Source organism: Fuscovulum blasticum DSM 2131, assembly GCF_003034965.1.
GTDB lineage: Bacteria > Pseudomonadota > Alphaproteobacteria > Rhodobacterales > Rhodobacteraceae > Pseudogemmobacter > Pseudogemmobacter blasticus.
Genome location: NZ_PZKE01000006.1, coordinates 89,626 through 112,513 on the forward strand (window position 1 = coordinate 89,626; position 22,888 = coordinate 112,513).

At 66.3% G+C, this 22,888-nt stretch carries 18 protein-coding genes; 11 read left to right on the forward strand and 7 right to left on the reverse strand.

Annotated elements, in window-relative coordinates; all coding sequences use genetic code 11:
- Positions 1–126 precede the first annotated feature (126 nt).
- The 6 genes from nuoL to C5F44_RS08055 are packed head-to-tail and all read left to right on the forward strand — an operon-like array spanning position 127 to position 8,545.
- Positions 127–2,346 (forward strand): NADH-quinone oxidoreductase subunit L, encoded by a 2,220-nt coding sequence (nuoL, locus tag C5F44_RS08030; RefSeq protein ID WP_107673000.1) that lies wholly within the window; start codon positions 127–129, stop codon positions 2,344–2,346.
- A gap of 13 nt (positions 2,347–2,359) precedes the next feature.
- Complete coding sequence (locus tag C5F44_RS08035) at positions 2,360–3,904, forward strand: NADH-quinone oxidoreductase subunit M (RefSeq protein ID WP_107673001.1); 1,545 nt, start codon at positions 2,360–2,362, stop codon at positions 3,902–3,904.
- A gap of 9 nt (positions 3,905–3,913) precedes the next feature.
- Positions 3,914–5,353, forward strand: coding sequence for an NADH-quinone oxidoreductase subunit NuoN (gene nuoN, locus C5F44_RS08040; RefSeq protein ID WP_107673002.1), 1,440 nt, complete (start codon positions 3,914–3,916; stop codon positions 5,351–5,353).
- Positions 5,343–6,074 (forward strand): biotin--[acetyl-CoA-carboxylase] ligase, encoded by a 732-nt coding sequence (locus C5F44_RS08045; protein WP_107673003.1) that lies wholly within the window; start codon positions 5,343–5,345, stop codon positions 6,072–6,074. Before nuoN ends, C5F44_RS08045 begins: the two co-directional genes overlap by 11 nt.
- A gap of 21 nt (positions 6,075–6,095) precedes the next feature.
- Complete coding sequence (locus tag C5F44_RS08050) at positions 6,096–6,869, forward strand: type III pantothenate kinase (RefSeq protein ID WP_107673004.1); 774 nt, start codon at positions 6,096–6,098, stop codon at positions 6,867–6,869.
- Positions 6,866–8,545: a ribonuclease J gene (locus C5F44_RS08055; protein WP_107673005.1), complete on the forward strand. Its 1,680-nt coding sequence runs from the start codon at positions 6,866–6,868 to the stop codon at positions 8,543–8,545. The genes C5F44_RS08050 and C5F44_RS08055 overlap by 4 nt, the downstream gene beginning before the upstream one ends.
- Before the next feature lie 49 nt (positions 8,546–8,594).
- On the opposite strand, the gene C5F44_RS08060 is transcribed toward C5F44_RS08055, so the two are convergent.
- From C5F44_RS08060 to C5F44_RS08070, 3 genes are all read right to left on the reverse strand, one after another.
- Positions 8,595–10,178 carry a DEAD/DEAH box helicase gene (locus C5F44_RS08060; protein WP_107673006.1) on the reverse strand — a complete coding sequence of 528 codons (1,584 nt, stop codon included), beginning with the start codon at positions 10,176–10,178 and terminating at the stop codon, positions 8,595–8,597.
- Between the two features lie 174 nt (positions 10,179–10,352).
- Complete coding sequence (locus C5F44_RS08065) at positions 10,353–11,078, reverse strand: hypothetical protein (RefSeq protein WP_107673007.1); 726 nt, start codon at positions 11,076–11,078, stop codon at positions 10,353–10,355.
- A gap of 152 nt (positions 11,079–11,230) precedes the next feature.
- Positions 11,231–12,829 carry a peptide chain release factor 3 gene (locus tag C5F44_RS08070; protein WP_107673122.1) on the reverse strand — a complete coding sequence of 533 codons (1,599 nt, stop codon included), beginning with the start codon at positions 12,827–12,829 and terminating at the stop codon, positions 11,231–11,233.
- Between the two features lie 156 nt (positions 12,830–12,985).
- Here C5F44_RS08070 and C5F44_RS08075 point away from each other — a divergent pair, with 156 nt between their 5' ends.
- Positions 12,986–14,320, forward strand: coding sequence for an Nramp family divalent metal transporter (locus C5F44_RS08075; protein ID WP_107673008.1), 1,335 nt, complete (start codon positions 12,986–12,988; stop codon positions 14,318–14,320).
- 30 nt (positions 14,321–14,350) lie between these two features.
- Here C5F44_RS08075 and C5F44_RS08080 read toward each other — a convergent pair whose 3' ends face one another.
- The gene (locus tag C5F44_RS08080) at positions 14,351–15,400 is read right to left on the reverse strand and encodes a Hint domain-containing protein (protein ID WP_228156775.1); all 1,050 of its coding nucleotides are present in this window, start codon (positions 15,398–15,400) and stop codon (positions 14,351–14,353) included.
- A 253-nt stretch (positions 15,401–15,653) separates the two neighbouring features.
- Between C5F44_RS08080 and C5F44_RS08085 the strand changes: the two genes are divergently transcribed.
- The gene (locus C5F44_RS08085; protein WP_107673123.1) at positions 15,654–16,433 is read left to right on the forward strand and encodes an SDR family oxidoreductase; all 780 of its coding nucleotides are present in this window, start codon (positions 15,654–15,656) and stop codon (positions 16,431–16,433) included.
- Positions 16,434–16,497: 64 nt separating this feature from the next.
- Positions 16,498–17,592 carry an ABC transporter ATP-binding protein gene (locus C5F44_RS08090; RefSeq protein ID WP_107673010.1) on the forward strand — a complete coding sequence of 365 codons (1,095 nt, stop codon included), beginning with the start codon at positions 16,498–16,500 and terminating at the stop codon, positions 17,590–17,592.
- Here the strand turns inward: C5F44_RS08090 and C5F44_RS08095 are convergent.
- Positions 17,589–18,233 (reverse strand): bifunctional 4-hydroxy-2-oxoglutarate aldolase/2-dehydro-3-deoxy-phosphogluconate aldolase, encoded by a 645-nt coding sequence (locus C5F44_RS08095; protein WP_107673011.1) that lies wholly within the window; start codon positions 18,231–18,233, stop codon positions 17,589–17,591. The genes C5F44_RS08090 and C5F44_RS08095 overlap by 4 nt on opposite strands.
- Positions 18,234–18,367: 134 nt before the next feature.
- Positions 18,368–20,173, reverse strand: coding sequence for a phosphogluconate dehydratase (gene edd / locus C5F44_RS08100; RefSeq protein WP_107673012.1), 1,806 nt, complete (start codon positions 20,171–20,173; stop codon positions 18,368–18,370).
- Between the two features lie 206 nt (positions 20,174–20,379).
- Here edd and C5F44_RS08105 point away from each other — a divergent pair, with 206 nt between their 5' ends.
- On the forward strand, positions 20,380–21,597 hold the full coding sequence (locus C5F44_RS08105; protein WP_107673124.1) for an RSP_2647 family RNA methyltransferase: 1,218 nt from the start codon (positions 20,380–20,382) through the stop codon (positions 21,595–21,597).
- Positions 21,594–22,136: an RSP_2648 family PIN domain-containing protein gene (locus C5F44_RS08110; RefSeq protein WP_107673013.1), complete on the forward strand. Its 543-nt coding sequence runs from the start codon at positions 21,594–21,596 to the stop codon at positions 22,134–22,136. Before C5F44_RS08105 ends, C5F44_RS08110 begins: the two co-directional genes overlap by 4 nt.
- A 28-nt stretch (positions 22,137–22,164) precedes the next feature.
- Here the strand turns inward: C5F44_RS08110 and C5F44_RS08115 are convergent, their stop codons facing one another.
- The gene (locus tag C5F44_RS08115; protein ID WP_107673014.1) at positions 22,165–22,848 is read right to left on the reverse strand and encodes a M48 family metallopeptidase; all 684 of its coding nucleotides are present in this window, start codon (positions 22,846–22,848) and stop codon (positions 22,165–22,167) included.
- Positions 22,849–22,888 lie beyond the last annotated feature (40 nt).

A 22,888-nucleotide genomic window follows, 5' to 3' on the forward strand; every position in this document is an offset into this window, starting at 1 on the left:
GCAGGGCCGGATGGTCGATCTCGAATGCGAGACCTGCGGCGAGCGTGGCACGGTTGCGGCACAGGAATTCCAATCGACGCGCTGCGGGTCCGACCGCTGCGCCTCCAGTCAAGGCAGGGCTGAGTAATGGCCACGATCATTCTTTTTGCGCCTCTGATCGGGGCCATCCTCTGCGGCTTCGGCTGGCGGATCATCGGCGAGAAGGCCGGTCAGGTGCTGACCACCTCGCTGGTCTTCCTGGCCGCTGCCCTGAGCTGGGTCATCTTCCTGACCTTTGACGGCGAAACCCGGCATATCGTGCTGCTGGACTGGATCCAGTCTGGCACGCTGCAGACCGAATGGGCGATCCGGCTGGACCGGCTGACCGCGATCATGCTGGTCGTGGTGAACTCGGTCTCGGCGCTGGTCCACCTCTACAGCTTCGGCTACATGGCGCATGACGACAACTGGCACGAGGGCGAGCATTACAAGGCCCGCTTCTTTGCCTATCTGTCGTTCTTCACCTTCGCGATGCTGATGCTGGTCACCAGCGACAACCTGGTGCAGATGTTCTTCGGCTGGGAAGGGGTGGGCGTCGCGTCCTACCTGCTGATCGGGTTCTACTACCGCAAGCCTTCGGCCAATGCGGCCGCGATCAAGGCCTTCGTGGTGAACCGGGTGGGCGACTTCGGCTTTGCCCTTGGCATCATGGCGATCTTCTTCCTGACCGACTCGATCCGGTTCGACGACGTGTTCGCCGCCGCGCCGGCGCTGGCGGAAACCAACCTTACCTTCCTGTGGCGGGAATGGAACGCGGCCAACCTGATTGGCGTGCTGCTGTTCATCGGGGCCATGGGCAAGTCGGCGCAGCTTGGGCTGCACACCTGGCTGCCCGACGCGATGGAAGGCCCGACCCCGGTGTCGGCGCTGATCCACGCCGCGACCATGGTGACGGCGGGGGTCTTCCTCGTTTGCCGGATGTCGCCGCTTTATGAATACGCGCCGGATGCCAAGACGATGATCGTGATCGTCGGCGCCACCACCGCCTTCTTCGCGGCGACGGTGGGTCTGGTGCAGAACGACATCAAGCGCGTGATCGCTTATTCGACCTGTTCGCAGCTTGGCTACATGTTCGTGGCGGCGGGCTCGGGCGTCTATTCGGTAGCGATGTTCCACCTGTTCACCCACGCCTTCTTCAAGGCGATGCTGTTCCTGGGGGCCGGTTCGGTGATCCATGCCACGCACCATGAACAGGACATGCGCAATTACGGGGGCTTGCGGAAGAAGATCCCGCTGACCTTCTGGGCGATGCTGATCGGCACACTGGCCATCACCGGCGTGGGCATCCCGCTGACGCATTGGGGCTTTGCCGGCTTCCTGTCGAAGGATGCCGTGATCGAAAGCGCCTGGGGCGGCGGCAGCATGTATGCCTTCTGGCTGCTGGTTGTGGCGGCCTGCTTCACCAGCTTCTATAGCTGGCGGCTGATGTTCCTGACCTTCTTCGGCACCAGCCGGGCGCAGGGCCATGACCATGGCCATGGTCGCGCCGCGCAGGGGCATGGCGACCACGGGCATGACGACCACGGCCACGAGCCGCACGAAAGCCCGGCGGTGATGCTGGTCCCGCTGGGGGTGCTGGCGCTTGGCGCGATGTTCTCGGGGATGCTGTGGTACAACGTGTTCTTCGGCGACGAAGCCAAGTTGCGCGGCTGGTTCGGCATGGAGGCTGCGGCCGTTCATGGCACCGAACACGGAACCGACCACGCCGCCGCAACGACCGAAGGCACGGATGCCGGCCATGCGGCGACCGAAGGCGAGGCGGCGGATCATGCCACCGCCCCGGCGGAAGGCGCAGTCGTGGCAACCGAGGCCGAGGCCGGCCATGAGGCGGTGGCTGCGGTTGCGGGCGCCGCGCCCAAGGGCGCCATCTTCATCGGGCCGGACAACCATGTGATCCATGCCGCGCATGAAGCGCCGACCTGGGTGAAGGTCTCTCCCTTCGTCGCGATGGTGATCGGTCTGGGCCTGTCCTGGCTGTTCTACATCGCCAGCCCCGGCCTGCCGGCGCGTCTGGCGCGGGCGCAGCGTCCGCTCTACGAATTCCTGCTGAACAAGTGGTACTTCGACGAGCTTTACGACCGTCTTTTCGTGCAGCCAGCCAAGTTCATCGGGCGGTTCCTGTGGAAGCGGGGCGACGGCGATCTGATCGACGGCACGATCAACGGGGTGGCGATGGGGATCATTCCCTTCTTCACCCGCCTCGCGGGGAGGGCGCAGTCGGGATACATCTTCCACTACGCCTTCGCGATGGTGCTGGGGATCGTTGTCCTCGTCACCTGGATGACCCTTTACGGCGGCGCCAGGTAAGGGCGCGGGATCAATGGCACAGCAACTTCTCTCGATCATCACCTTCCTGCCGCTGGTCGCGGCCGCCATAATGGCGCTGTTCATGCGCGGCGATGACCATGCCGCGCAGATGGGCGCCAAGCGTCTGGCCCTTTTTGCCACGCTGGCGACCTTCCTCGCCTCGATCTTCCTGGTGCTGGAGTTCGATCCTTCGAACACCGGCTTCCAGTTCGTGGTTGAACGGACCTGGATCCTGGGTCTGACCTACAAGATGGGCGTGGACGGCATCTCGATCCTGTTCGTGATGCTGACCACCTTCCTGATGCCCCTGGTGATCTGGTCCGCCTGGGAGGTGGACAAGCGCGTCAAGGAATACATGATCGCCTTCCTTGTGCTGGAAAGCCTGATGCTGGGCGTGTTCTGCGCGCTGGATCTGGTGCTGTTCTACCTGTTCTTCGAGGCGGGCCTGATCCCGATGTTCCTGATCATCGGTATCTGGGGCGGCAAGGAACGCATCTATGCGGCGTTCAAGTTCTTCCTCTACACCTTCCTCGGCTCGGTGCTGATGCTGGTGGCGATGATCGCCATGTACATGGATGCCGGCACCACCGACATCGTGAAGCTGATGGATCACACCTTCGCTTCCGAAACGATCTCGGTGGCGGGCTTCCAGATCATCGGCGGGATGCAGACGCTGCTGTGGCTGGCCTTCTTCGCCAGCTTCGCGGTGAAGATGCCGATGTGGCCGGTGCACACCTGGTTGCCCGACGCCCACGTTCAGGCCCCGACCGCAGGGTCGGTGGTGCTGGCGGCGGTGATGCTGAAGATGGGCGGCTATGGCTTCCTGCGCTTCAGCCTGCCGATGTTCCCGGTGGCAAGCGACCATCTGTCGGGGCTGGTGTTCTGGATGAGCGCCATCGCCATCGTCTACACCAGCCTTGTCGCGCTGGCGCAGTCGGACATGAAGAAGCTGATCGCCTATTCGTCGGTCGCGCACATGGGCTATGTCACCATGGGCATCTTCGCGGCCAACCAGCAGGGCATTGACGGCGCCATCTTCCAGATGCTGAGCCACGGCTTCATCTCGGGCGCGCTGTTCCTGTGTGTCGGCGTGATCTACGACCGGATGCACACCCGCGAGATCGACGCCTATGGCGGCCTTGTGAACCGGATGCCGACCTATGCGCTGATCTTCATGTTCTTCACCATGGCCAACGTGGGCCTGCCCGGCACCAGCGGATTCATCGGTGAATTCCTGACGCTGGTGGGCATCTTCCAGGTCAATACCTGGGTGGCGGCCGTGGCGACCACGGGCGTGATCCTGTCGGCGGCCTATGCGCTGTGGCTGTATCGCCGCGTTGTCTTTGGCGAGCTGATCAAGGAAGCCCTGAAGAGCATCACCGACATGACCGGCCGCGAGAAGGCGATCTTTGCGCCGCTTGTGGCCATGACCCTGATCCTGGGTGTCTATCCGGCGGCGGTGACCGATGTCATCGGCCCGTCGGTAGCTGCCCTGGTTGCCGATTACCACGAAGCTGTCCAGGCTGAGGCCGGGGCCGGCGCCGTGGCGATGAACTGAGGACCGAGCATGACACCCAGTGATTTTCAAACCGTCCTGCCCGAGGTGGTCCTTGCGCTTTGGGCCATCGCCGCGCTGATGTTCGGGGTCTATACCGGCAAGGACCGCGTGGCGGTGCCGCTGGTCTGGGCGACGGCGGGGCTGATGGCCGCGCTGGCGCTGTGGATCGGTCTGGCCGGGCAGGGCGAGCGCACGGCCTTCGGCACGCTGTTCATCGACGATGCCTTTGCCCGCTTCGCGAAGGTGACCATCCTCATCTCTGCCGCCGCCGTGCTGATCATGGCGCAGGACTACATGAGCCGGACCGGAATCCTTCGGTTCGAATATCCGGTTCTGGCCTCGCTGGCCGTTCTGGGTATGCTGCTGATGGTCAGCGCCAGCGATCTGATGTCGCTGTATATGGCGCTGGAGCTGCAATCGCTGGCGCTTTATGTGTTGGCCGCGCTGCGCCGCGACAGCCTGAAATCCACCGAGGCGGGGCTGAAATACTTCATCCTTGGGGCGCTGTCATCGGGGCTGCTGCTTTATGGCGCGTCGCTTGCCTATGGCTTTGCCGGTACCACGGCCTTTGCCGGCATCCTGGCGTCGCTTCAGGGTGAGGCGGCACCGCTGGGGCTGCTGTTCGGTCTGGTCTTCGTGATTGCCGGTCTGGCCTTCAAGATCTCGGCCGTGCCCTTCCACATGTGGACGCCCGATGTCTATGAGGGCAGCCCGACCCCGGTGACCGCCTTCTTCGCCACCGCGCCCAAGGTTGCCGCCATGGCGCTAATCGCGCGGGTTGTGTTCGATGCCTTCGGCGCCATTCCGGGCGACTGGGGGCAGATGCTGGCCGGTCTGGCCGTGGCCTCGATGTTCCTTGGCGCGATTGCCGCCATCGGGCAGAAGGATATCAAGCGCCTGATGGCCTATTCCTCGATCGCCCATATGGGCTATGCGCTGATCGGCCTTGCCGTGGGCACGGTCGAAGGGGTGCAGGCGATGCTGATCTACATGGTGATCTATGTCACCATGAACGTCGGCACCTTTGCCTTCATCCTGTCGCTGGAACGCGACGGTCGCCCGGTGTCCGACATTGCCAGCCTCAACATGTTCTCGAAGAAGGAACCGCTGAAGGCGCTGGCCATGCTGGTGCTGCTGTTCAGCCTGGCGGGGGTGCCGCCGATGGTGGGCTTCTTCGGGAAGTTCTATGTGCTGAAGGCGGCGGTCGATGCCGATATGGTCTGGCTGGCGCTGGCCGGGGCCGTGGCCTCGGTGATCGGGGCCTTCTACTACCTGCGCATCGTCTACTTCATGTATTTCGGTGCCGATCAGGAACCCGCCGACAGCCGCATGGCGCCGGTGCAATGGGCGATGCTGGTTGCGGTGGCGGTCATCATGCTGGCCGGGATCGTCAACCTGTTCGGGCTTGAGCCCGTGGCCCAGGTGGCGGCGGAAGCGCTTGTCCGCTGACGCCCCCGCCGGCCGGGTGCTGCTGGAGACGGTCGACTCCACCAACGCCGAAGGCTTCCGCAGGGCCCCGCATCTGACGGGGCCCTTGTGGATTCTGGCGCGCGAACAAAGCGCGGGCCGGGGGCGGCGGGCACGGCCCTGGGCCAGCCCGCCCGGCAACTTCTACGGCACGCTGGTGTTGCGCCACACCGACCCGCCCGCCCGCGCCGCGCTGCGCAGCTTTGCCGCCGCGCTGGCGCTGCGCGATGCCTTTGCCGCGCTGACCGGGCTGCCGCAGGTGTTTTCGCTGAAATGGCCGAACGACGTGCTGCTGAACGGCGGCAAGGTCGCCGGCATCCTGCTGGAAGCGCAAGGTCCGGTGCTGTGCATCGGCATCGGCGTCAACCTGATCGGCGCGCCGCCGGTGGGTGCGGTTGAACCGGGGGCGGTGACGCCGGTGTCGCTTCTGTCGGAAACCGGGCTGCGGATCACGCCAGAGCATTTCCTTGACGCGCTGGCCGCCGCCTATGCCGGGTGGGAGGCGCGGTTCGCGGCCGAAGGCTTTGCCCCCCTGCGCACGGCCTTTCTGGCCCATGCGGCCCGGCTGGGCGAACCCATCCGCGCCCGCACCGGCAACGAAACCCGCGAAGGCCTGTTCGAGACCATCGACACCGATGGCAACCTGATCCTTCGCATGGCCGCAGGCCCGGTTGCGATTCCCGCGGCCGAAGTGTTCTTCTAGCGTGGCAAGGGAGAGAGCGTGATGCTTCTGGCCATCGACTGCGGCAATACCAATACCGTCTTTTCCATCTGGGACGGCACGCGCTTTCTGGCGACCTGGCGCATTGCCACCGACCACAAGCGCACCGCCGATGAATATTTCGTCTGGCTGTCGTCGCTGATGATGCTGACCAAGCTGGAAACCACAATCACCGAGGCGATCATCAGCAGCACCGTGCCGCGGGTGGTGTTCAATCTGCGTGTTCTGTGCAACCGCTATTTCGACTGCCGCCCGCTGGTGGTGGGCAAGCCGGAATGTCGGCTGCCGGTGCCGCCCCGGGTGGATCAGGGCACCACGGTCGGCCCCGACCGGCTGGTCAATACCGTGGCCGGCCATGACCGCCATGGCGGCGACCTGATCGTTGTGGACTTCGGCACCGCCACGACCTTTGACGTGGTGGATCACGACGGCGCCTATGTCGGCGGGGTGATCGCGCCCGGCGTCAACCTGTCGCTTGAGGCGCTGCACATGGCCGCCGCCGCCCTGCCGCATATCGACGTGGCCAAGCCCGGCCATGTGATCGGCACGAATACGGTGGCCTGTATGCAATCCGGCGTGTATTGGGGCTATGTGGGGCTTGTCGAAGGCATCGTGCGCGAGGTCCGCAAGGAACGCCCGCGGCCATCGAAGGTGATCGCCACCGGCGGCCTCGCCTCTCTTTTCGCGCAGGGCACCGACCTGTTCCATTCCATCGAGGACGACCTGACAATGCACGGGCTGGTCCTGATCAACGACTTCAACAAGGAAACGGCATGAGCAAGGACCGGCTGATCTATCTTCCCCTCGGGGGTGCCGGCGAGATCGGCATGAACGCCTATGTGTTCGGCTATGGTCCGCCCGGCAAGGAGCGGCTGATCCTGGTCGACATGGGCGTGACCTTCCCCGATATGGACGGCGCACCGGGGGTTGACCTGATCCTGCCCGACATTTCCTGGCTGGCGGCACGGGTTGACCGGCTGGAGGCGATCTTCATCACCCATGCCCACGAAGACCATATCGGGGCGCTGGCACTGATGTGGCCGCAGCTTGGCAAGAAGAAGGTCTATGCCCGCCGCTTCACCGCCACCATCGGCCGGCTGAAGCTGGAAGAGGCCGGGTTGCCGGTTGATGCGGTGGTCACCGTCGAACCGCGGCCCGCAACCGTGACCGCAGGGCCGTTCAAGGTGCAGTTCGTGCCGGTCAGCCATTCCATTCCCGAAAGCTCGGGTCTGATCATTGACACGCCCGCGGGGCGGATCGTCCATTCCGGCGATTTCAAGATCGACCGCACCCCCGTGGTGGGCGAGGGCTGGGATGATGCGATGTGGGCCGGCATCGCCGCCGAGGCGCCGGTCAAGGTGCTGACCTGCGACAGCACCAACGTATTCTCGAACCACCCCGGCCGGTCCGAGGCGACGCTGGCCGAACCGCTGGCCAAGCTGATTTCGGAAGCGCCGGGGATGTTCGTCGCCACCACCTTCGGGTCGAACGTGGCACGGCTGAAGACGCTGGCGCAGGCTGGCCGCGCCGCCGATCGGTCAATCTGCGTGTTGGGCCGGTCGATGAAGCGGATGCTGGCGGCGTCAGAAGAGGCGGGGGTGCTGAACGGCTTTCCCCGCATCGTGACGCCCGAAGAGGCGCTGGAAATTCCGCGCCGCAACCTGATGCTGCTGGTGACCGGCAGCCAGGGCGAACGCCGTGCGGCCAGCGCGGCCCTGTCGCGCGGCAAGTATCTGGGCTTCGAGATGCGGCAGGGCGACAGCTTCCTGTTTTCCAGCCGCACCATTCCGGGCAACGAACGCAGCGTGATCCACATCTGGAATGCGTTTTCAGAGATGGGCGTCACGGTGCATGACGATACCGACGGGCTTTACCACGTCTCGGGCCATGCCAACCGGCCCGATCTGGAACATGTCCACCGCACGTTGCTGCCCGACATGCTGATCCCGGTGCATGGCGAACACCGCCACCTGACGGAACATGTCCGCATCGCCACCGAGGCCGGCATTGCCGGCATGGTGGCCACCAATGGCATGATGCTGAACCTGACCGGCGATGTGCCGGTGGTGGCCGAGCGGATCGAGACCGGGCGCGTCTATCTGGACGGCTCGGTGCAGATCGGCGCCATGGATGGCGTGGTGCGCGACCGTATCCGCATGGCCCTGAACGGGCATGTGCTGGTGACGGTGATCCTGGACGAGAAGGATCAGCCGATGGGCGAACCCTGGGTCGAGATCATGGGCCTGACCGACCGCGGCCGTGGCGACCGGCTGCTGAACGAAACCCTTGAATCCGATCTGGCCGACTGGATGGGCCGTGCCGGGCGCAAGACGCTCAAGGATGACGGCAAGATGGATGAGGAAATCCGCAAGGTCGTTCGCCAGGTCACCATGGAGGAGATCGGCAAGAAGCCAGAGGTGACGGTCGTCGTCAGCCGGCTGATCGAGGAATGAAAAACGGGGGCCGAAAGGCCCCCGTTTCATTTCGTGCTGCAATCTGATCTCAGCTTTCGGCGTCGGCCGGGGCTTCGTCTTCGGCGGTTTCCGGCGACGGTGCGGCAATCTTGAAGCTGCGCAGGATGAATTCGGGAACATGGTCGCCCATGCCGCGCACCGAACCGCCCTCATCCCGGCGGTCGCGGCGGTCGTCCCGACGATCCTCGCGCCGGTCGTCCTTGCGGTCGCGCCGGTCGCGCGGTTCACGGCGTTCGGCGCGCGGCTCTTCGTTGCGCTCGGGGCGGGCAGGGGCCTCGGCCACGACGGCGACGGGCTCGGCGGGTTCGGCGGCCACGGTTTCGGCCTCGAAGCGCGGCTTGCGCTCGCTCCGCTCACGCTCACCCGACCGCTCACCCCGGCCACGGCTGCGGTCACGGTCGCCACGGCCGCGCGGGCTACGTTCCTCACGCGGTCGGTCGGTGCCGGCTTCGGCCAGATCCAGCCCTTCGGGCAGTTCGCCGCGCGGGATTTCCATCTTCACAAGGCTTTCGATGGCCTTGAGATACTTGTCATCCATCGGCACCGAGATGGTGTAGGCCTTGCCCAGACGGCCGGCCCGGCCGGTGCGGCCGATGCGGTGGACGTAATCCTCGGGGTGCGAGGGCACGTCGAAGTTGAACACATGGCTGACCGCCGGAATGTCCAGCCCGCGCGCAGCCACATCCGAGGCCACCAGAATATGCAGGCTGCCATCGCGGAACGCATCCAGCGTGCGGGTGCGCTGCGACTGGTCAAGGTCGCCATGGATCGGCGCGGCGTTGAAGCCGTGCGACTTCAGCGATTTGGCCACAACGTCCACATCCATCTTGCGGTTGCAGAACACGATGCCGTTGGTGCAGGCCTCGCCCTCGGCCTTGATCAGCGCGCGCAGAACGGCGCGCTTTTCGGCAAAGCTGCGGTCCTTGCGGCTGGGGGCAAAGGCGATCAGCTTCTGTTCGATCGTCTCGCTGGTGGTGGCCTGACGGGCAACCTCGACGCGGGCGGGGTTGGTCAGGAAGGTGTTGGTGATCCGCTCGATCTCGGGCGCCATGGTGGCGCTGTAGAACATCGTCTGACGGGTGAAGGGCGTCAGTTGGAAGATGCGCTCGATGTCGGGGATGAAGCCCATGTCCAGCATCCGGTCGGCCTCATCGACCACCATGATCTGAACGCCGGTCAGCAGAAGTTTGCCGCGTTCGAAATGGTCCAGCAGACGGCCGGGGGTGGCGATCAGCACATCGACGCCACGGTCGATCAGCTTGTCCTGTTCGCCGAAGGCAACGCCGCCAATCAGCAGGGCCTTGGTCAGCTTGGTGTGCTTGGCGTAGGTGTCGAAACTTTCGGCCACCTGGGCCGCCAGTTCGCGCGTCGGCGCCAGCACAAGGCTGCGCGGCATCCGCGCCCGCGCCCGGCCCTGGCCCAGCAGCGTGATCATCGGCAGGGTGAAGCTGGCGGTCTTGCCGGTGCCGGTCTGGGCAATACCCAGCACGTCACGGCCCTTCAGAGCTTCGGGAATGGCCTGGGCCTGGATCGGAGTCGGCGTTTCATAGCCCGATTCCGTGACGGCTTGCAGCACGCGCGGGTCAAGCGCGAGGTCGGAGAATTTGGTCATCAGCGTCCTGTCAGATGCGGGGGCTGGCCCCGCACGGGGGTAATGGGACGCAACTTCCGGGCGCCCCGCGGATTCAGGCCGTAAAGGGCCTGATCGGGCGATACAGGAAAGCCGGCTTTCGGTCAAGTTGCGTGGCCGGAGGGGCAGGGTGTCCTTGACCGGGGCGAGTGGCTGTCAGTCTGCCTGCCCGGCGGCCTTGGCAGCGCGGCGCGCGATCAGATCGGCCCGCATCAGGGAAATGCGGCGGAACAGCGAGCGGGGGTCGTCGTTCAGCTTGTCCAGCAGGTGACAGGCCAGCCGCCCGGCAATCGGTTCTTCCAGAGCCATCGACCAGATCTGGGCCAGCAGGTTGATGTCCAGCCCGCCGGACAGAAGCGCGAACCCCGGCAGGTCCATCGGCAGGATCTGCTTGACGCCGGGCCGTGGCCGAAACGGCTGATCGGCGGGCACGCCGGAATGAACCCGCTCGAATTCATACAGTTTCATCTGCGAAAACAGCACATTCATCGCCAGACCGATGCGCCGTTGCGCTTCGGTTTCGCCATGGTCGCCAAAGGTGATGGCCGATGAGATCAGCCAGCGCGACGACAGTTCCTGCAACAGGTGATCGGCCTCTTCCATCCAGATTCGACGGAACAGTTGCGGCGCGTGGTCGGGGTAGCTTTGCTTGCGCAGATGGGCGATCAGCAGCGCGTTCAGGGCGGCAAGTTCGCTTTTGCCCACCAGATCGCGCCGCACCTCGAACCGTTTGCGCGCATGGGGCGAGGCGCGGAGCGGCAGGGTTTCGCCTTCAGGCACCACGGCCATGGCCAGCGCGCGAAGATCGGTATCCAGCGGCGGCAGGCCTTCGTGCCGTCCGGCCCTCAGCGGTTCGCGCCGCTTGTTCCAGATCGCGATCAATTCGTCCGGGGCGTCAGCATAGGTGGGAATGGGACCGCCTCCTTGACGATGCCGTGTCACGCGCCGCAAGCCGGGGCTGACCTTTGAAAAAGGTATGGCCGGTCTGCCCATGGGTCAAGAACGGCCGGGGGGCTGAACCGCCTTCGGGCGGATCAGACCATCATTTCCTTGGTCGCCGTCAGCCGCACCCCGGGGTAATCGCGCAGCACGCGGTCGATGTCCCATTGCAGGCGGGTCAGAAACACCAGATCGCCGTCGCTGTCGGTGGCGATGTGCTGCTTGTTGACGTTGACCAGTTTCTCGATTTCCGCCTTGTCGCCGGAAATCCAGCGCGCGGAGGTGAAGTTCGACCCTTCAAAACGGACGGGCAGGGCGTATTCCTGTTCGATCCGGCTGGCCAGCACCTCGAACTGCAGGGCGCCGACGACGCCGACGATATAGCCAGAGCTGATCATCGGCTTGAACACCTTGGCCGCGCCTTCCTCGGCGAACTGGGTCAGGGCCTTTTCCAGATGCTTGGCCTTCATCGGGTCCAGCGCGCGGATGGATTGCAGCAGTTCCGGCGCAAAGCTGGGGATGCCGGTGAAGCGCAGCGCCTCGCCTTCGGTCAGCGCATCGCCGATGCGCAACTGGCCATGGTTCGGGATGCCGATGATGTCGCCGGCCCAGGCCTCTTCCGCCAGTTCGCGGTCGGCGGCCAGAAAGAGGACAGGGTTCGACACCGCCATCGGCTTTTTCGACCGGACATGAAACAGCTTCATTCCGCGTTCGAAATGGCCCGAGGCAAGGCGGACGAAGGCCACCCGGTCGCGGTGCTTGGGGTCCATGTTGGCCTGCACCTTGAAGACGAAGCCGGTGACCGGGCCTTCCTCGGCGCTGATCTGGCGTTCGGCGGCCTTTTGCGGCTGCGGCTCGGGGCCGTATTCGCCGATGCCGTCCATCAGTTCCTTGACGCCGAAGCTGTTGATGGCGCTGCCGAACCAGATTGGCGTCATGGCGCCGTGCAGGAACTGCTCGCGGTCAAAGGCGGGCAGCAGTTCGCGGGCCATTTCCAGATCTTCGCGCAGCTTGGCCAGCAGGTCGGCGGGGACGTGATCCGACAGTTTCGGGTCGTCCAGTCCGGTGATCTGGATCGATTCCGCCACCTTGTTGCGGTCGGCGCGGTCCATGATTTCCAGCCGGTCATGCAGGATGTCATAAGCCCCGATGAAATCGCGGCCTTGACCGATGGGCCAGGAGGCCGGCGTCACGTCGATGGCAAGGTTTTCCTGAATCTCGTCGATGATCTCGAAAACGTCGCGGCTTTCGCGGTCCATCTTGTTGCAGAAGGTCAGGATCGGCAGGTCGCGCAGGCGGCAGACCTCGAACAGCTTGCGGGTCTGGGATTCCACGCCCTTGGCGCCGTCAATCACCATGACCGCCGCGTCCACCGCCGTCAGCGTGCGGTAGGTGTCTTCGGAAAAGTCGCTGTGACCGGGGGTGTCCACCAGATTGAAGCGGAACTGGCGGAAATCGAAGCTCATGGCCGAGGCCGAGACCGAGATGCCACGTTCCTGTTCCATCTTCATGAAGTCAGACCGGGTGCGCCGGGCGTCGCCCTTGGCGCGGACTTGGCCGGCCATCTGGATGGCGCCGCCGAACAGCAGGAACTTTTCGGTCAGCGTGGTCTTGCCGGCGTCGGGGTGCGAGATGATCGCAAAGGTCCGGCGGCGGGCGATTTCGGGCGGAAGGGGGGCGGCATTGCTGGGCATGGCGCGGCTCATATCCCAAAGCGGGCCTTCCGTCCACGGGGGGGATTTGGCCTGAGTTTTCGGCCCCGTTCGCGTCCCACGGCGGCCCGCAATCAGGCTTGACCGGGGACGGGGGCAGGTCTATTGCTAATGCAAATCATTTGCATCTAGGCCGTCATGTCCAATCCCGAAGCTCCGCCTGCCTGGCGCCAGGAGCGCACCGCGCCCTCGCTCTCCGAAGTGTTCGGCTCGATCGTCGTGCCCAGGGGCACATCGCGGTTGCGGCGGTTCATGGCCTTTGTCGGGCCGGGCTACCTTGTTGCGGTGGGGTACATGGACCCCGGCAACTGGGCCACCTCGCTGGCAGGGGGGGCGAAGTTCGGCTACGCGCTGCTGTCGGTTGCGCTTTTGTCGAACATCATGGCGATCCTGCTGCAATCCCTGTGCGCGCGGCTGGCCATCGGATCGGGCCGCGATCTGGCGCAGGCCTGCCGCGATGCCTATCCGCGCTGGATTTCGGTGCCGTTGTGGCTGTTTGCCGAGGCGGCGATCATCGCCACCGATCTGGCCGAGGTTATCGGCACCGCCATCGGCCTGAACCTGCTGTTCGGTATTCCGCTGGAGATCGGCATCTTCCTGACGGCAGGCGATGTGTTCCTGATCCTGTGGTTGCAGAACCGTGGTTTCCGCAAGGTCGAGGCGGTGGTGATTGCCCTGCTGGGCGTGATCGCGGCCTGTTTCCTGGTGCAGATCGCCATGGCCGACCCGGACTGGAACGCGGTGATCCGGGGCTTTGCCCCTTCGGTCGAGATCCTGCGCAACCCCGACATGCTGTATATCGCGCTTGGCATCATCGGCGCCACGGTGATGCCGCATAACCTGTATCTTCATTCCGGCATCGTGCAGACCCGTGCCTGGGGCGCCGACCCGGCCAGCCGGCACGAGGCGCTGCGCCATGCGACATGGGACAGCACCATCGCGCTGATGCTGGCGCTGTTGATCAATGCCTCGATCCTGATCCTGGCCGCCGCAACCTTCCATGCCAGCGGCAACCACGAGATTGTCGAGATCGACCAGGCCCATGCGCTGTTGTCGCCGCTGTTGGGCGGATCGCTGGCCCCGACGCTGTTCGGGGTGGCGCTGCTGGCCTGCGGGCTGAACGCCACGGTGACGGCCACCATGGCCGGGCAGATCGTGATGGAGGGGTTCATCGTCTTCCGCATCAGCCCGGCGCTGCGGCGGCTGATCACCCGGTCGGTGGCCATCGTGCCGGCGCTGGTGGTGATCCTGATCTGGGGCGCCAGCGAGACGGGCAAGCTGCTGATCCTGAGCCAGGTCGTTCTCAGCTTCCAGTTGCCCTTTGCCATCGTGCCGTTGGTGATGTTCACCGCCAGCAAGGCCAAGATGGGCGACATGGTGGCGCCGCGCTGGCTGACTGCGGTTGCGGCGCTGATCGCGGTGACGATCATCGGCCTGAACCTGCATCTGCTGGGATCGTTGCTGATCGGCTAGGGGGCGTCAGCAGGGGGCGGGTGCCGCCCCTCAGCTTGCGGCCGAATTCCCGTCCCGGTCATCGGGGGGCGTCATGGGCGCGGGCCGGGGATTTCCCGCAACCGTCTTGTCCAGCCCCATCAACGGGGCCGCTGCCGCCGGGTCGCGGCGCTGGCGCGGCTTGCGGAACAGGGTGGCGGGGCCAATCGCTTCCAGAAACTGCCGGCCCGCTTCGGTGCCGAACCGCTGCACATGGGCCAGTTCCGGGAACTGCCGGCGCACCTCTTGCGCAACGGCGGGGGGCAGGCGGCTGACGGTGGCGTCATTCACCATCAGGCTTTCAGCGGGAATCCCCTCGGCGTAAATGATCTCGTGCCGGTCGAAGATCAGGCTGAACCAGTCGACAAAGCCGCCGTCGCGGATGAAGACGGTTTCCTGATCAACCAGGTCACGGGCCTGCACCAGAAGTTCCGACATCGGAATCCCCGGCAACCGGCGGCGCTGATAAAGGAACATCCTGTGCTGCTGGCTGACGACCAGCGCCCCGGAATTGCCCAGAACGCCCTGGGGAATGATCACCGGCGCAAAGACGCCGGTGGCGCGCAGCGTGGCCCGCCCGACATAGCGCAGGGGTTGGGGGCCGTGGTCGCGCGTCAGGATCATGGCGCCGGGCCGCAGCTTTTCAACCGCGACCTGATGGCCGTTGGCCAGGGTGATGCGGGTTCCGCGGCCGAAGGACAGCGCCATCACATCGGCAAGCCGGGTCTGTTCGGGCGCGGTTTCGACCTTGATCAGCGTATAATCGGTTTGCGCGATGACGGGCGACAGCGGCAGGGCATAAAGCCCGCCGGACACGGACAGCAGAAGAAGTTCGGTCCGGTCGCCATCGGGGGACATCATCGTATAGCTGGCCAGCAGGCGGACCGTGTCACCGCGGGTGCCGACCGACGATCCGTCGGCAACCTGCACCTCTTCGCCGGGCTGCGGCGAGGTGATGCGCAGAAGCAGCGGGCGGGCCATGTCGTCCAGCGCGTAGATGTCGCCCGTCAGAACTTCATCCGGCAAGCCAAGCGCATCGCCACCATTCACCCCGGATGACACGAAAAGATCATCCGCAGCAAAGATCTGGCAGGCCTGGCCTGGAAGGGGAAGACTGTGATCGGATGTCATGTCACTGCTGCACTTGGTAATCATGTCTTATCGTCAGTTGTAGCACGAAGGTCTATCCGATGCTTGCGAACCCGGACAAGATATCGGCTAGATGCGGCCAGACTGTGGACGGGGGAAGGCAATTCCGGCCACATTGGTAACTTGCGCGCGAAGTTGCCGGGCGAAATACATGCAGGAGGTGAAGATGGATCTCGGGATCAACGGACGGAAGGGAATCGTCTGTGCGGCGTCCAGGGGCCTGGGGCGCGGCTGCGCCGAGGCGCTGGCGGTGGCGGGGGTTGATCTGGTGATCTGTGCCCGCGGCCCCGAGGCGCTGGAGGCGACAGCGGCCGATCTGCGCGCGGCCGGGGTTTCGGTCACCGCCGTGGCGGCCGACATCACCACGGAAGCCGGGCGCGCGGCGGTGCTGGCGGCAGCCGGGCCGCAGGTGGACATTCTGGTCACCAATGCCGGTGGCCCGCCGCCGGGAATGTGGTCGGACTGGGATCGCGAGGATTTCATCAAGGCGCTGGATGCCAACATGCTGACGCCGATCGCGCTGATGCAGGCGGTGCTGCCGGGCATGATGGCGCGCGGCTGGGGGCGGGTGGTCAATATCACCTCGGTCTCGGTCAAGGCGCCGGTCGGGGTGCTGGGGCTGTCAAACTCGGCGCGGGCCGGGCTGACCGGCTTTGTCGCCGGAACGGCGCGGCAGGTGGCGGGCAAGGGTGTGACGATCAACAACCTTCTGCCCGGCATCCATGCGACCGACCGCGCGGTGGCGCTGGATCAGGGCGTGGTCAAGGCCAAGGGCATCAGTTACGAGGCCGCACAGGCCGAACGTATGGCGACCATTCCCGCCGGGCGCTACGGCACGCCCGAGGAATTCGGGGCGGCCTGTGCCTTCCTGTGTTCGCAACATGCCGGTTTCATCGTGGGGCAGAACATCCTGCTGGACGGCGGCGCGACCAACCTGTCGATGTAGCGCCGGGTTGCGGGGGCGCGGCGCGGCTGCTATCCGCGTTCCTGACTGTTTCAGGAAGGAAATCATGCCCGACGCCCGCGCCCCCCGTCTTGAGGTTCAGGGCCTGACCCGCGCCTTCGGCGGGCGCCCGGTGGTGGATGGCGTCAGTTTCAGTGTGGCGCCGGGGCAGGTCACCTGCCTGCTGGGCCCGTCTGGCTGTGGGAAATCCACCACGCTGCGGATGATTGCCGGGGTCGAGCGGCTGGAGGCGGGCACCGTCCGCATCGACGGCGTGGCGATGGCCGGCCCGGGGCTGCACCTGCCGCCCGAGAAGCGCGGCGTCGGGTTGATGTTCCAGGACTTCGCGCTGTTCCCGCATCTGACGGTGGCGGGCAACGTGGCCTTCGGCCTGGGCGGCGACAAGGCCGCCCGCGCGCGACGTGTGGATGAATTGCTGGAGCGGGTGAACCTGACCGGCTTCGGCCCCAAGCATCCGCACCAGTTGTCGGGCGGCGAACAGCAGCGCGTGGCGCTGGCCCGGGCGTTGGCCCCGCGGCCCGGCGTGATGCTGATGGATGAACCGTTCTCGGGCCTGGACAACCGGCTGCGCGACGGCATCCGCGATGTGACGCTGGACATCCTCAAGGAAGAAGGCGCCGGCGTGGTGCTGGTCACGCATGAGCCGGACGAGGCGATGCGGATGGCCGATGAAATCGCGCTGATGCGGGGCGGGCGCATCGTGCAGAAGGGCGCGCCCTACAACGTCTATAACGCGCCGGTGGACAAGGCGGCGGCGGCTTTCTTCAGCGATGTCAACGTGATCCGTGGCATGTCCCGGGGCGCGCTGACCGAAACCGCCTTCGGCGCCTTCCTGACGCCGGGCCATGCGGATGGCGCGGCGGTGGAAATCGTGATCCGGCCGCAGCACCTGAAGATCGACTTTGACCGCGGCGGGCGCGGGCCGCTGCCCACCCCTCAGGACGGCATGGCCGCCCGGGGCGAGGTGGTGCGGGCGCGCTATCTGGGCCGCGAAAGCCTGGTCGAGTTCCGCATGGATTTTGACGGATCACGGCTGACGGCCAGCGTGCCGGGCGTGTTCCTGCCGGGGCCGGGCACCGCGTTCTGGCTGATGATCCGCCGCGACAAGTGCTTTGTCTTCGGCGCGGGCAAGCCGGCTTAGCCGCGCGGCAGGGCGGCGGCTTCGGCGGCCAGACGGGTGACTTCGGCCCAGTTGCCGGCGGCCAGCGCCTCTTTCGGGGCGACCCAGCTTCCGCCGACACAGGCGATGGTCTTCAGCGCCAGATAATCGCGGGCGTTCTTCAGCGAGATGCCGCCCGTGGGGCAGAACCGCACCTGCGGGATCGGCGCGCCGATCGACTTGAGGAAGGCCGCGCCGCCGGATTGTTCGGCGGGAAAGAACTTCTGCACCGTATAGCCGCGTTCCAGCAGCGCCATGATTTCCGAGGCGGTAACCGCGCCGGGCAGCAGCGGCAGCCCTTCATCCTCGCAGGCGGCGATCAGCCGGTCGGTGGCGCCGGGAGAGACGCCGAACCGCGCGCCAGCCGCCTTGGCCGCGCGCACATCGGCGGGGGTCAGCAGGGTGCCCGCGCCGACCACGCCGCCCGGCACCTGCGCCATGGCGCGGATCGCGTCCAGCGCGGCGGGGGTGCGTAGGGTTACCTCAAGCGCGGGCAGGCCGCCTGCGACCAAGGCTTCGGCCAGCGGGCGGGCCTGGGCGGCATCGTCGATCACCAGCACCGGCACCACGGGGGCAAGCGCACAGATTTCGGCGGCTTTCTGCGATTGTTCGGCAGGGGTCATCGTCGTCTCCTGTCCCCGGACGGCGGGGTGGTTGAAAGGGCGGGTGCCTCCGGCGGGGGTATTTTGTCCAAGATGAAGCTGCGGGATTTCATCCTGGTACAACGCCCCCCGCCGGAGGCGAAGGCGGGGGGGGCCTAGACGACCACCGAGGCGCCGGTTTCGGCCGGGCCGACAGTGCGGCGGAAGGCTTCGAACAGCTCGCGCCCGATGCCATGGGCATTGGCGGAAAGGTCGGCGGTGACGGGTGCGCGGCTGTCGAAGCCGGGTTCAAGGCAGGTCAGCGTGCCGGTTGTTGCGTCAAGCCGCACCCGGTCACCGTCGCGCAGCCGGGCCAGCGGGCCGCCGGCGGCGGCTTCGGGCGAGACGTGGATCGCGGCGGGCACCTTGCCGCTGGCACCCGACATCCGGCCGTCTGTCACAAGCGCCACGCGCAGGCCACGGTCCTGCAAGACGCTGAGCGTCGGGGTCAGCGAATGCAGTTCGGGCATCCCATTGGCCTGCGGTCCCTGGAAGCGAACCACGACCACGGTGTCGGAGGTGAATTCCCCGGCCTTGAAGGCGGCCTTTACCGCCTCCTGGCTGTGGAAGACGCGGGCGGGGGCCTCGATGATGTGACGCTCGGGCGCGACGGCCGAAACCTTGATCACGCCGCGGCCAAGGTTGCCGGACAGTTGCGTCAGCCCGCCGGTGGGCTGGAACGGATCGGAGGCGGGGCGCAGGATCTTGTCGTTCAGCGTGGTGGCGGGGCCGTCGGACCAGCCCAGCCGGCCCCCGGTCAGTTTCGGTTCCTGCCGGTAGGCTGCAAGGCCGTCGCCGGCCACGGTCTTGGCATCGGGGTGCAGCAGGCCCGCATCCAGAAGCTGCCCGATCAGGAAGGGCAGGCCGCCCGCCGCATGGAAATGGTTCACGTCGGCCAGCCCGTTCGGATAGACCTTGGCCATCAGCGGCACGGCTTGCGACAGGTCGTCGAAATCCTGCAGGTCCAGCAGCACGCCCGAGGCGCGGGCCATGGCGGGCAGGTGAAGGACAAGGTTGGTCGAGCCGCCCGTCGCCATCAGCCCGACAATGCCGTTGACATAGGCGCGTTCGTCCAGAATCTCGCCCACCGGGCGGAAGTCGTTGCCAAGCGCGGTAATCTCGGTGGCGCGGGTCACCGCAGCCTCGGTCAGCGCATCGCGCAAGGGGGTGCCGGGGTTCACGAAGCTGGCGCCAGGCAGGTGCAGGCCCATCACCTCCATCAGCATCTGGTTGGTGTTGGCGGTGCCGTAGAAGGTGCAGGTGCCGGGGCCATGGTAGCTGGCCATTTCCGCCGCCATCAGCTCGGCCCGCGTGGCCTTGCCTTCGGCAAAGGCGTTGCGGACGCGGGATTTTTCATCGTTCGGAATCCCGCTGGTCATCGGGCCGGCGGGGACAAAGACGCTGGGGATATGGCCGAAGGTGGCGGCGGCCATGATCAGGCCGGGCACGATCTTGTCACAGACGCCAAGGAAGAGGGCGGCGTCGAAACAGTTGTGCGACAGGGCCACGCCGGCGGAAAGCGCGATCACATCGCGCGAGAAGAGCGACAGTTCCATGCCAGGCTGCCCCTGGGTCACACCATCGCACATGGCGGGCACGCCGCCCGCCACCTGGGCGGTGGCCCCGGCGCGGCGCGCGGTGGCGCGGATGCGGTCGGGGTAGGTCTCGAACGGCTGGTGGGCCGAGAGCATGTCGTTATAGGCGGTGACGATGCCGATGTTCGGGGCGCGGGTTTCCGACAGGGCGGGTTTGTCGGCGGCCATCGCGGCATAGGCATGGGCCTGGTTGCCGCAGCTCAGATGCGCGCGGGCGGGGCCTTGGGCAACGGCGGCGGCAACCCGGGACAGATAGGTGCCGCGGCTGGCTTCGGACCGGGCGCGGATACGGTCGGTGACGCGGGCGATGGTGGGATGCAGCGGCATGGCCTGCCTTTCGGTCGATGGGTGTCAGGTGGGTTTTAGCAGGTAGCGTTAGCGCTAACAATACCCCTGCGACATCACGGGCTGCCAGGGTGGGGCGGCGGCCTTGGGGAAGGATAGACCTTCCGCGCGCGCTTTGCAGCCCCCGCATCGCTGCGCTGCGTCTTTTCGCCCGCGCCGCTTCGCGCTAAGGGGGGCGGATGGAACCCATGTCCCCCACGCCCGCGCCGTCATATTCCCGTCCTGTCGTCCGTCTGCGGCCCAAGGCCGAGGCGCGGGCGATCCGGCACGGTTTCCCCTGGGTCTATGCTGACGAGCTGGTGCTGGACCGGCGCACAAGCGGCATGGCGCCCGGCACCCTTGCGGTGCTGGAAGATGCCGAACGGCGGGCGCTGGGGCTGGTGACGGTGAACCCGGCGTCGAAGATCGTGGCGCGGATGCTGGACCGCGACCCGGAGGCGGCGGTGGATCAGGCCTGGTTCGAGGCGCGGCTGGCCCGGGCGCTGGCGCTACGGGCGCGGCTTTACCCCGCGCCGTTCTACCGGCTGGTCCATGCCGAGGCAGACGGGCTGCCCGGCGTGGTGATCGACCGCTTCGGCGAAGTGGCGGTGGTGCAGCCCAACGCGGCCTGGGCCGAGGCGCATCTGGCGGCGCTGGTGGCGGCGCTGGTCGCGGTGACGGGCGTCGCCACGGTGATCAAGAACGGATCGGGCCGCGCGCGGGGGCTGGAAGGGCTGGCCGAGGAGATGGCGGTTGTGCACGGGCCGGCGCCGACGGAGCCGGTCGTGGTGCCGATGAACGGCGCCAGCTACATGGCCGACCTGATGGGCGGGCAGAAGACCGGCCTTTTCTTCGACCAGCGTGAAAACCACGCTCTTGCCGCAAGGCTGGCGCGGGGCGCGCGGGTGCTGGATGTGTTCACCCATGTCGGGGGCTTCGCTCTGGCGGCGCTGGCGGGCGGCGCGGCGCAGGCACTGGCCGTGGATGCCAGCGCGCCGGCGCTGGCACTGGCCGAGGCGGGGGCAAAGGCCTCGGGCTTTGGCGACCGCTTCCAGACGCGGCAGGGCGATGCCTTCGCCGTGCTGGAAGCCCTTGGAGCCGAAGGCGCGCGTTTCGATCTGGTGATCTGCGACCCGCCGGCCTTTGCGCCTGCGAAACCGGCGCTTGAGGCGGGGTTGCGCGCCTATGAGCGGATCGCCCGGCTGGCGGCGCCGCTGGTGGCGCCGGGGGGCTATCTGGTCTTGTGTTCCTGTTCTCATGCGGCGGACCTGAGCGCCTTCCGCAATGCCAGCGCGCGCGGCATCGGCCGCGGCGGGCGGCGGGGCCAGATCCTCTGGACCGGCTTTGCCGGACCCGACCACCCGGTTCTGCCGCAACTGGCGGAATCAAGCTATCTCAAGGCGCTGGCCTTCCGGCTGGACGGATGAAGGCGGTTCTCGACGCCTGCGTCCTGTATCCCACGGTCTTGCGGGAAATCCTGCAGGGCGCCGCGCAGGCGGGGCTGTATCAACCTGTCTGGTCTGAACGTATCCTGGGCGAATGGACACGCGCCACCGCCAAGCTGGGGCCGGTGGTGCAGGTTCAGGCCGAGGGCGAGGCGGCGCTGCTGCGGGCCGGTTTCCCGCGCGCCATGATGGCGGCACAACCGGGCATCGAGGCGCGGCTTGTGCTGCCTGACGACAATGACCGGCATGTGCTGGCGGTGGCCATCGCCAGCGGCGCCGATGCGATTGTCACCTTCAACGCCGCGGACTTTCCCGGCCATGTTCTGGCGGGCGAGGGGATTGCCCGGCGCGACCCGGACGGGTTCCTGTGGGAATTGCAGTCGCGCCACCCCGAGGCGATGGCGCGGATCGTGGAAGAGGTGCGCGCCAAGGCGGAACGGCTGTCGGGCAGCCCGGTGGCGCTGAAGGGGCTGATGAAGCGGGCAAAACTGTTCCGGCTGGGCAAGGCCCTGGGGGCCTGAAGCAAATTCGTTCGAAGAAATTTGCCCTTTACCCCAGCCAGCGCGCCTCATTCGCCTCGATGGCGGCGATGCGGTCATAGGTGCGCGGGTGGCTCAGCAGCCAGGCGGGCACGCCTTGGGCATGGTTCTGCGTCAGCGCGTCCAGCTTGCGGAACAGGCTTTTTTGCGGCCCGGCCCCGATTCCGGCCTTGATCAGCAGCGCGGTGGCATAGGCATCCGCCTCGAATTCGTCGCGCCGCGACAGGCGGGCCATCAGCGCGGTCGAGATCGCATTGGCGATCCAGACACCGATGAAGGGCAGAAAGCGGTTCAGCACGGCCGCCAGCATCATGAAGGCGGCGTTCTGGCCGGTGAAGTCGATCATCCGCCGCCGCATGTGGCCAAGCGCGACATGGCCCATCTCATGCGCCACGACCGAGGCGAGCTCCTCGGCGGTGACTTCGCCCTGCATCTTCTTCGCCACGAAACCGCGGGTCAGGTAGATGCGGCCATCTGGTCCGGCCAGACCGTTGACCGGATCGACATCCAGCAGGAACACCTTGATCTGCGGCATGTCCAGCGCCTTCGCCATGCGATCGGTCAGGCGGGTCAGGGCCGGGTCTGTCAGCGGTTTCGACTTGGCCTCAAGCGTCTTTTTCGTCCGCCAGACGGAAAAGCGCATCATCAGCACGGCATAGGCGATGGCAAGAAGGAGCGGGGTCAGGCGAAGCATGTGTCAGCATATGGGGTGTCCGGGGCGGGTTGCCAGCCCG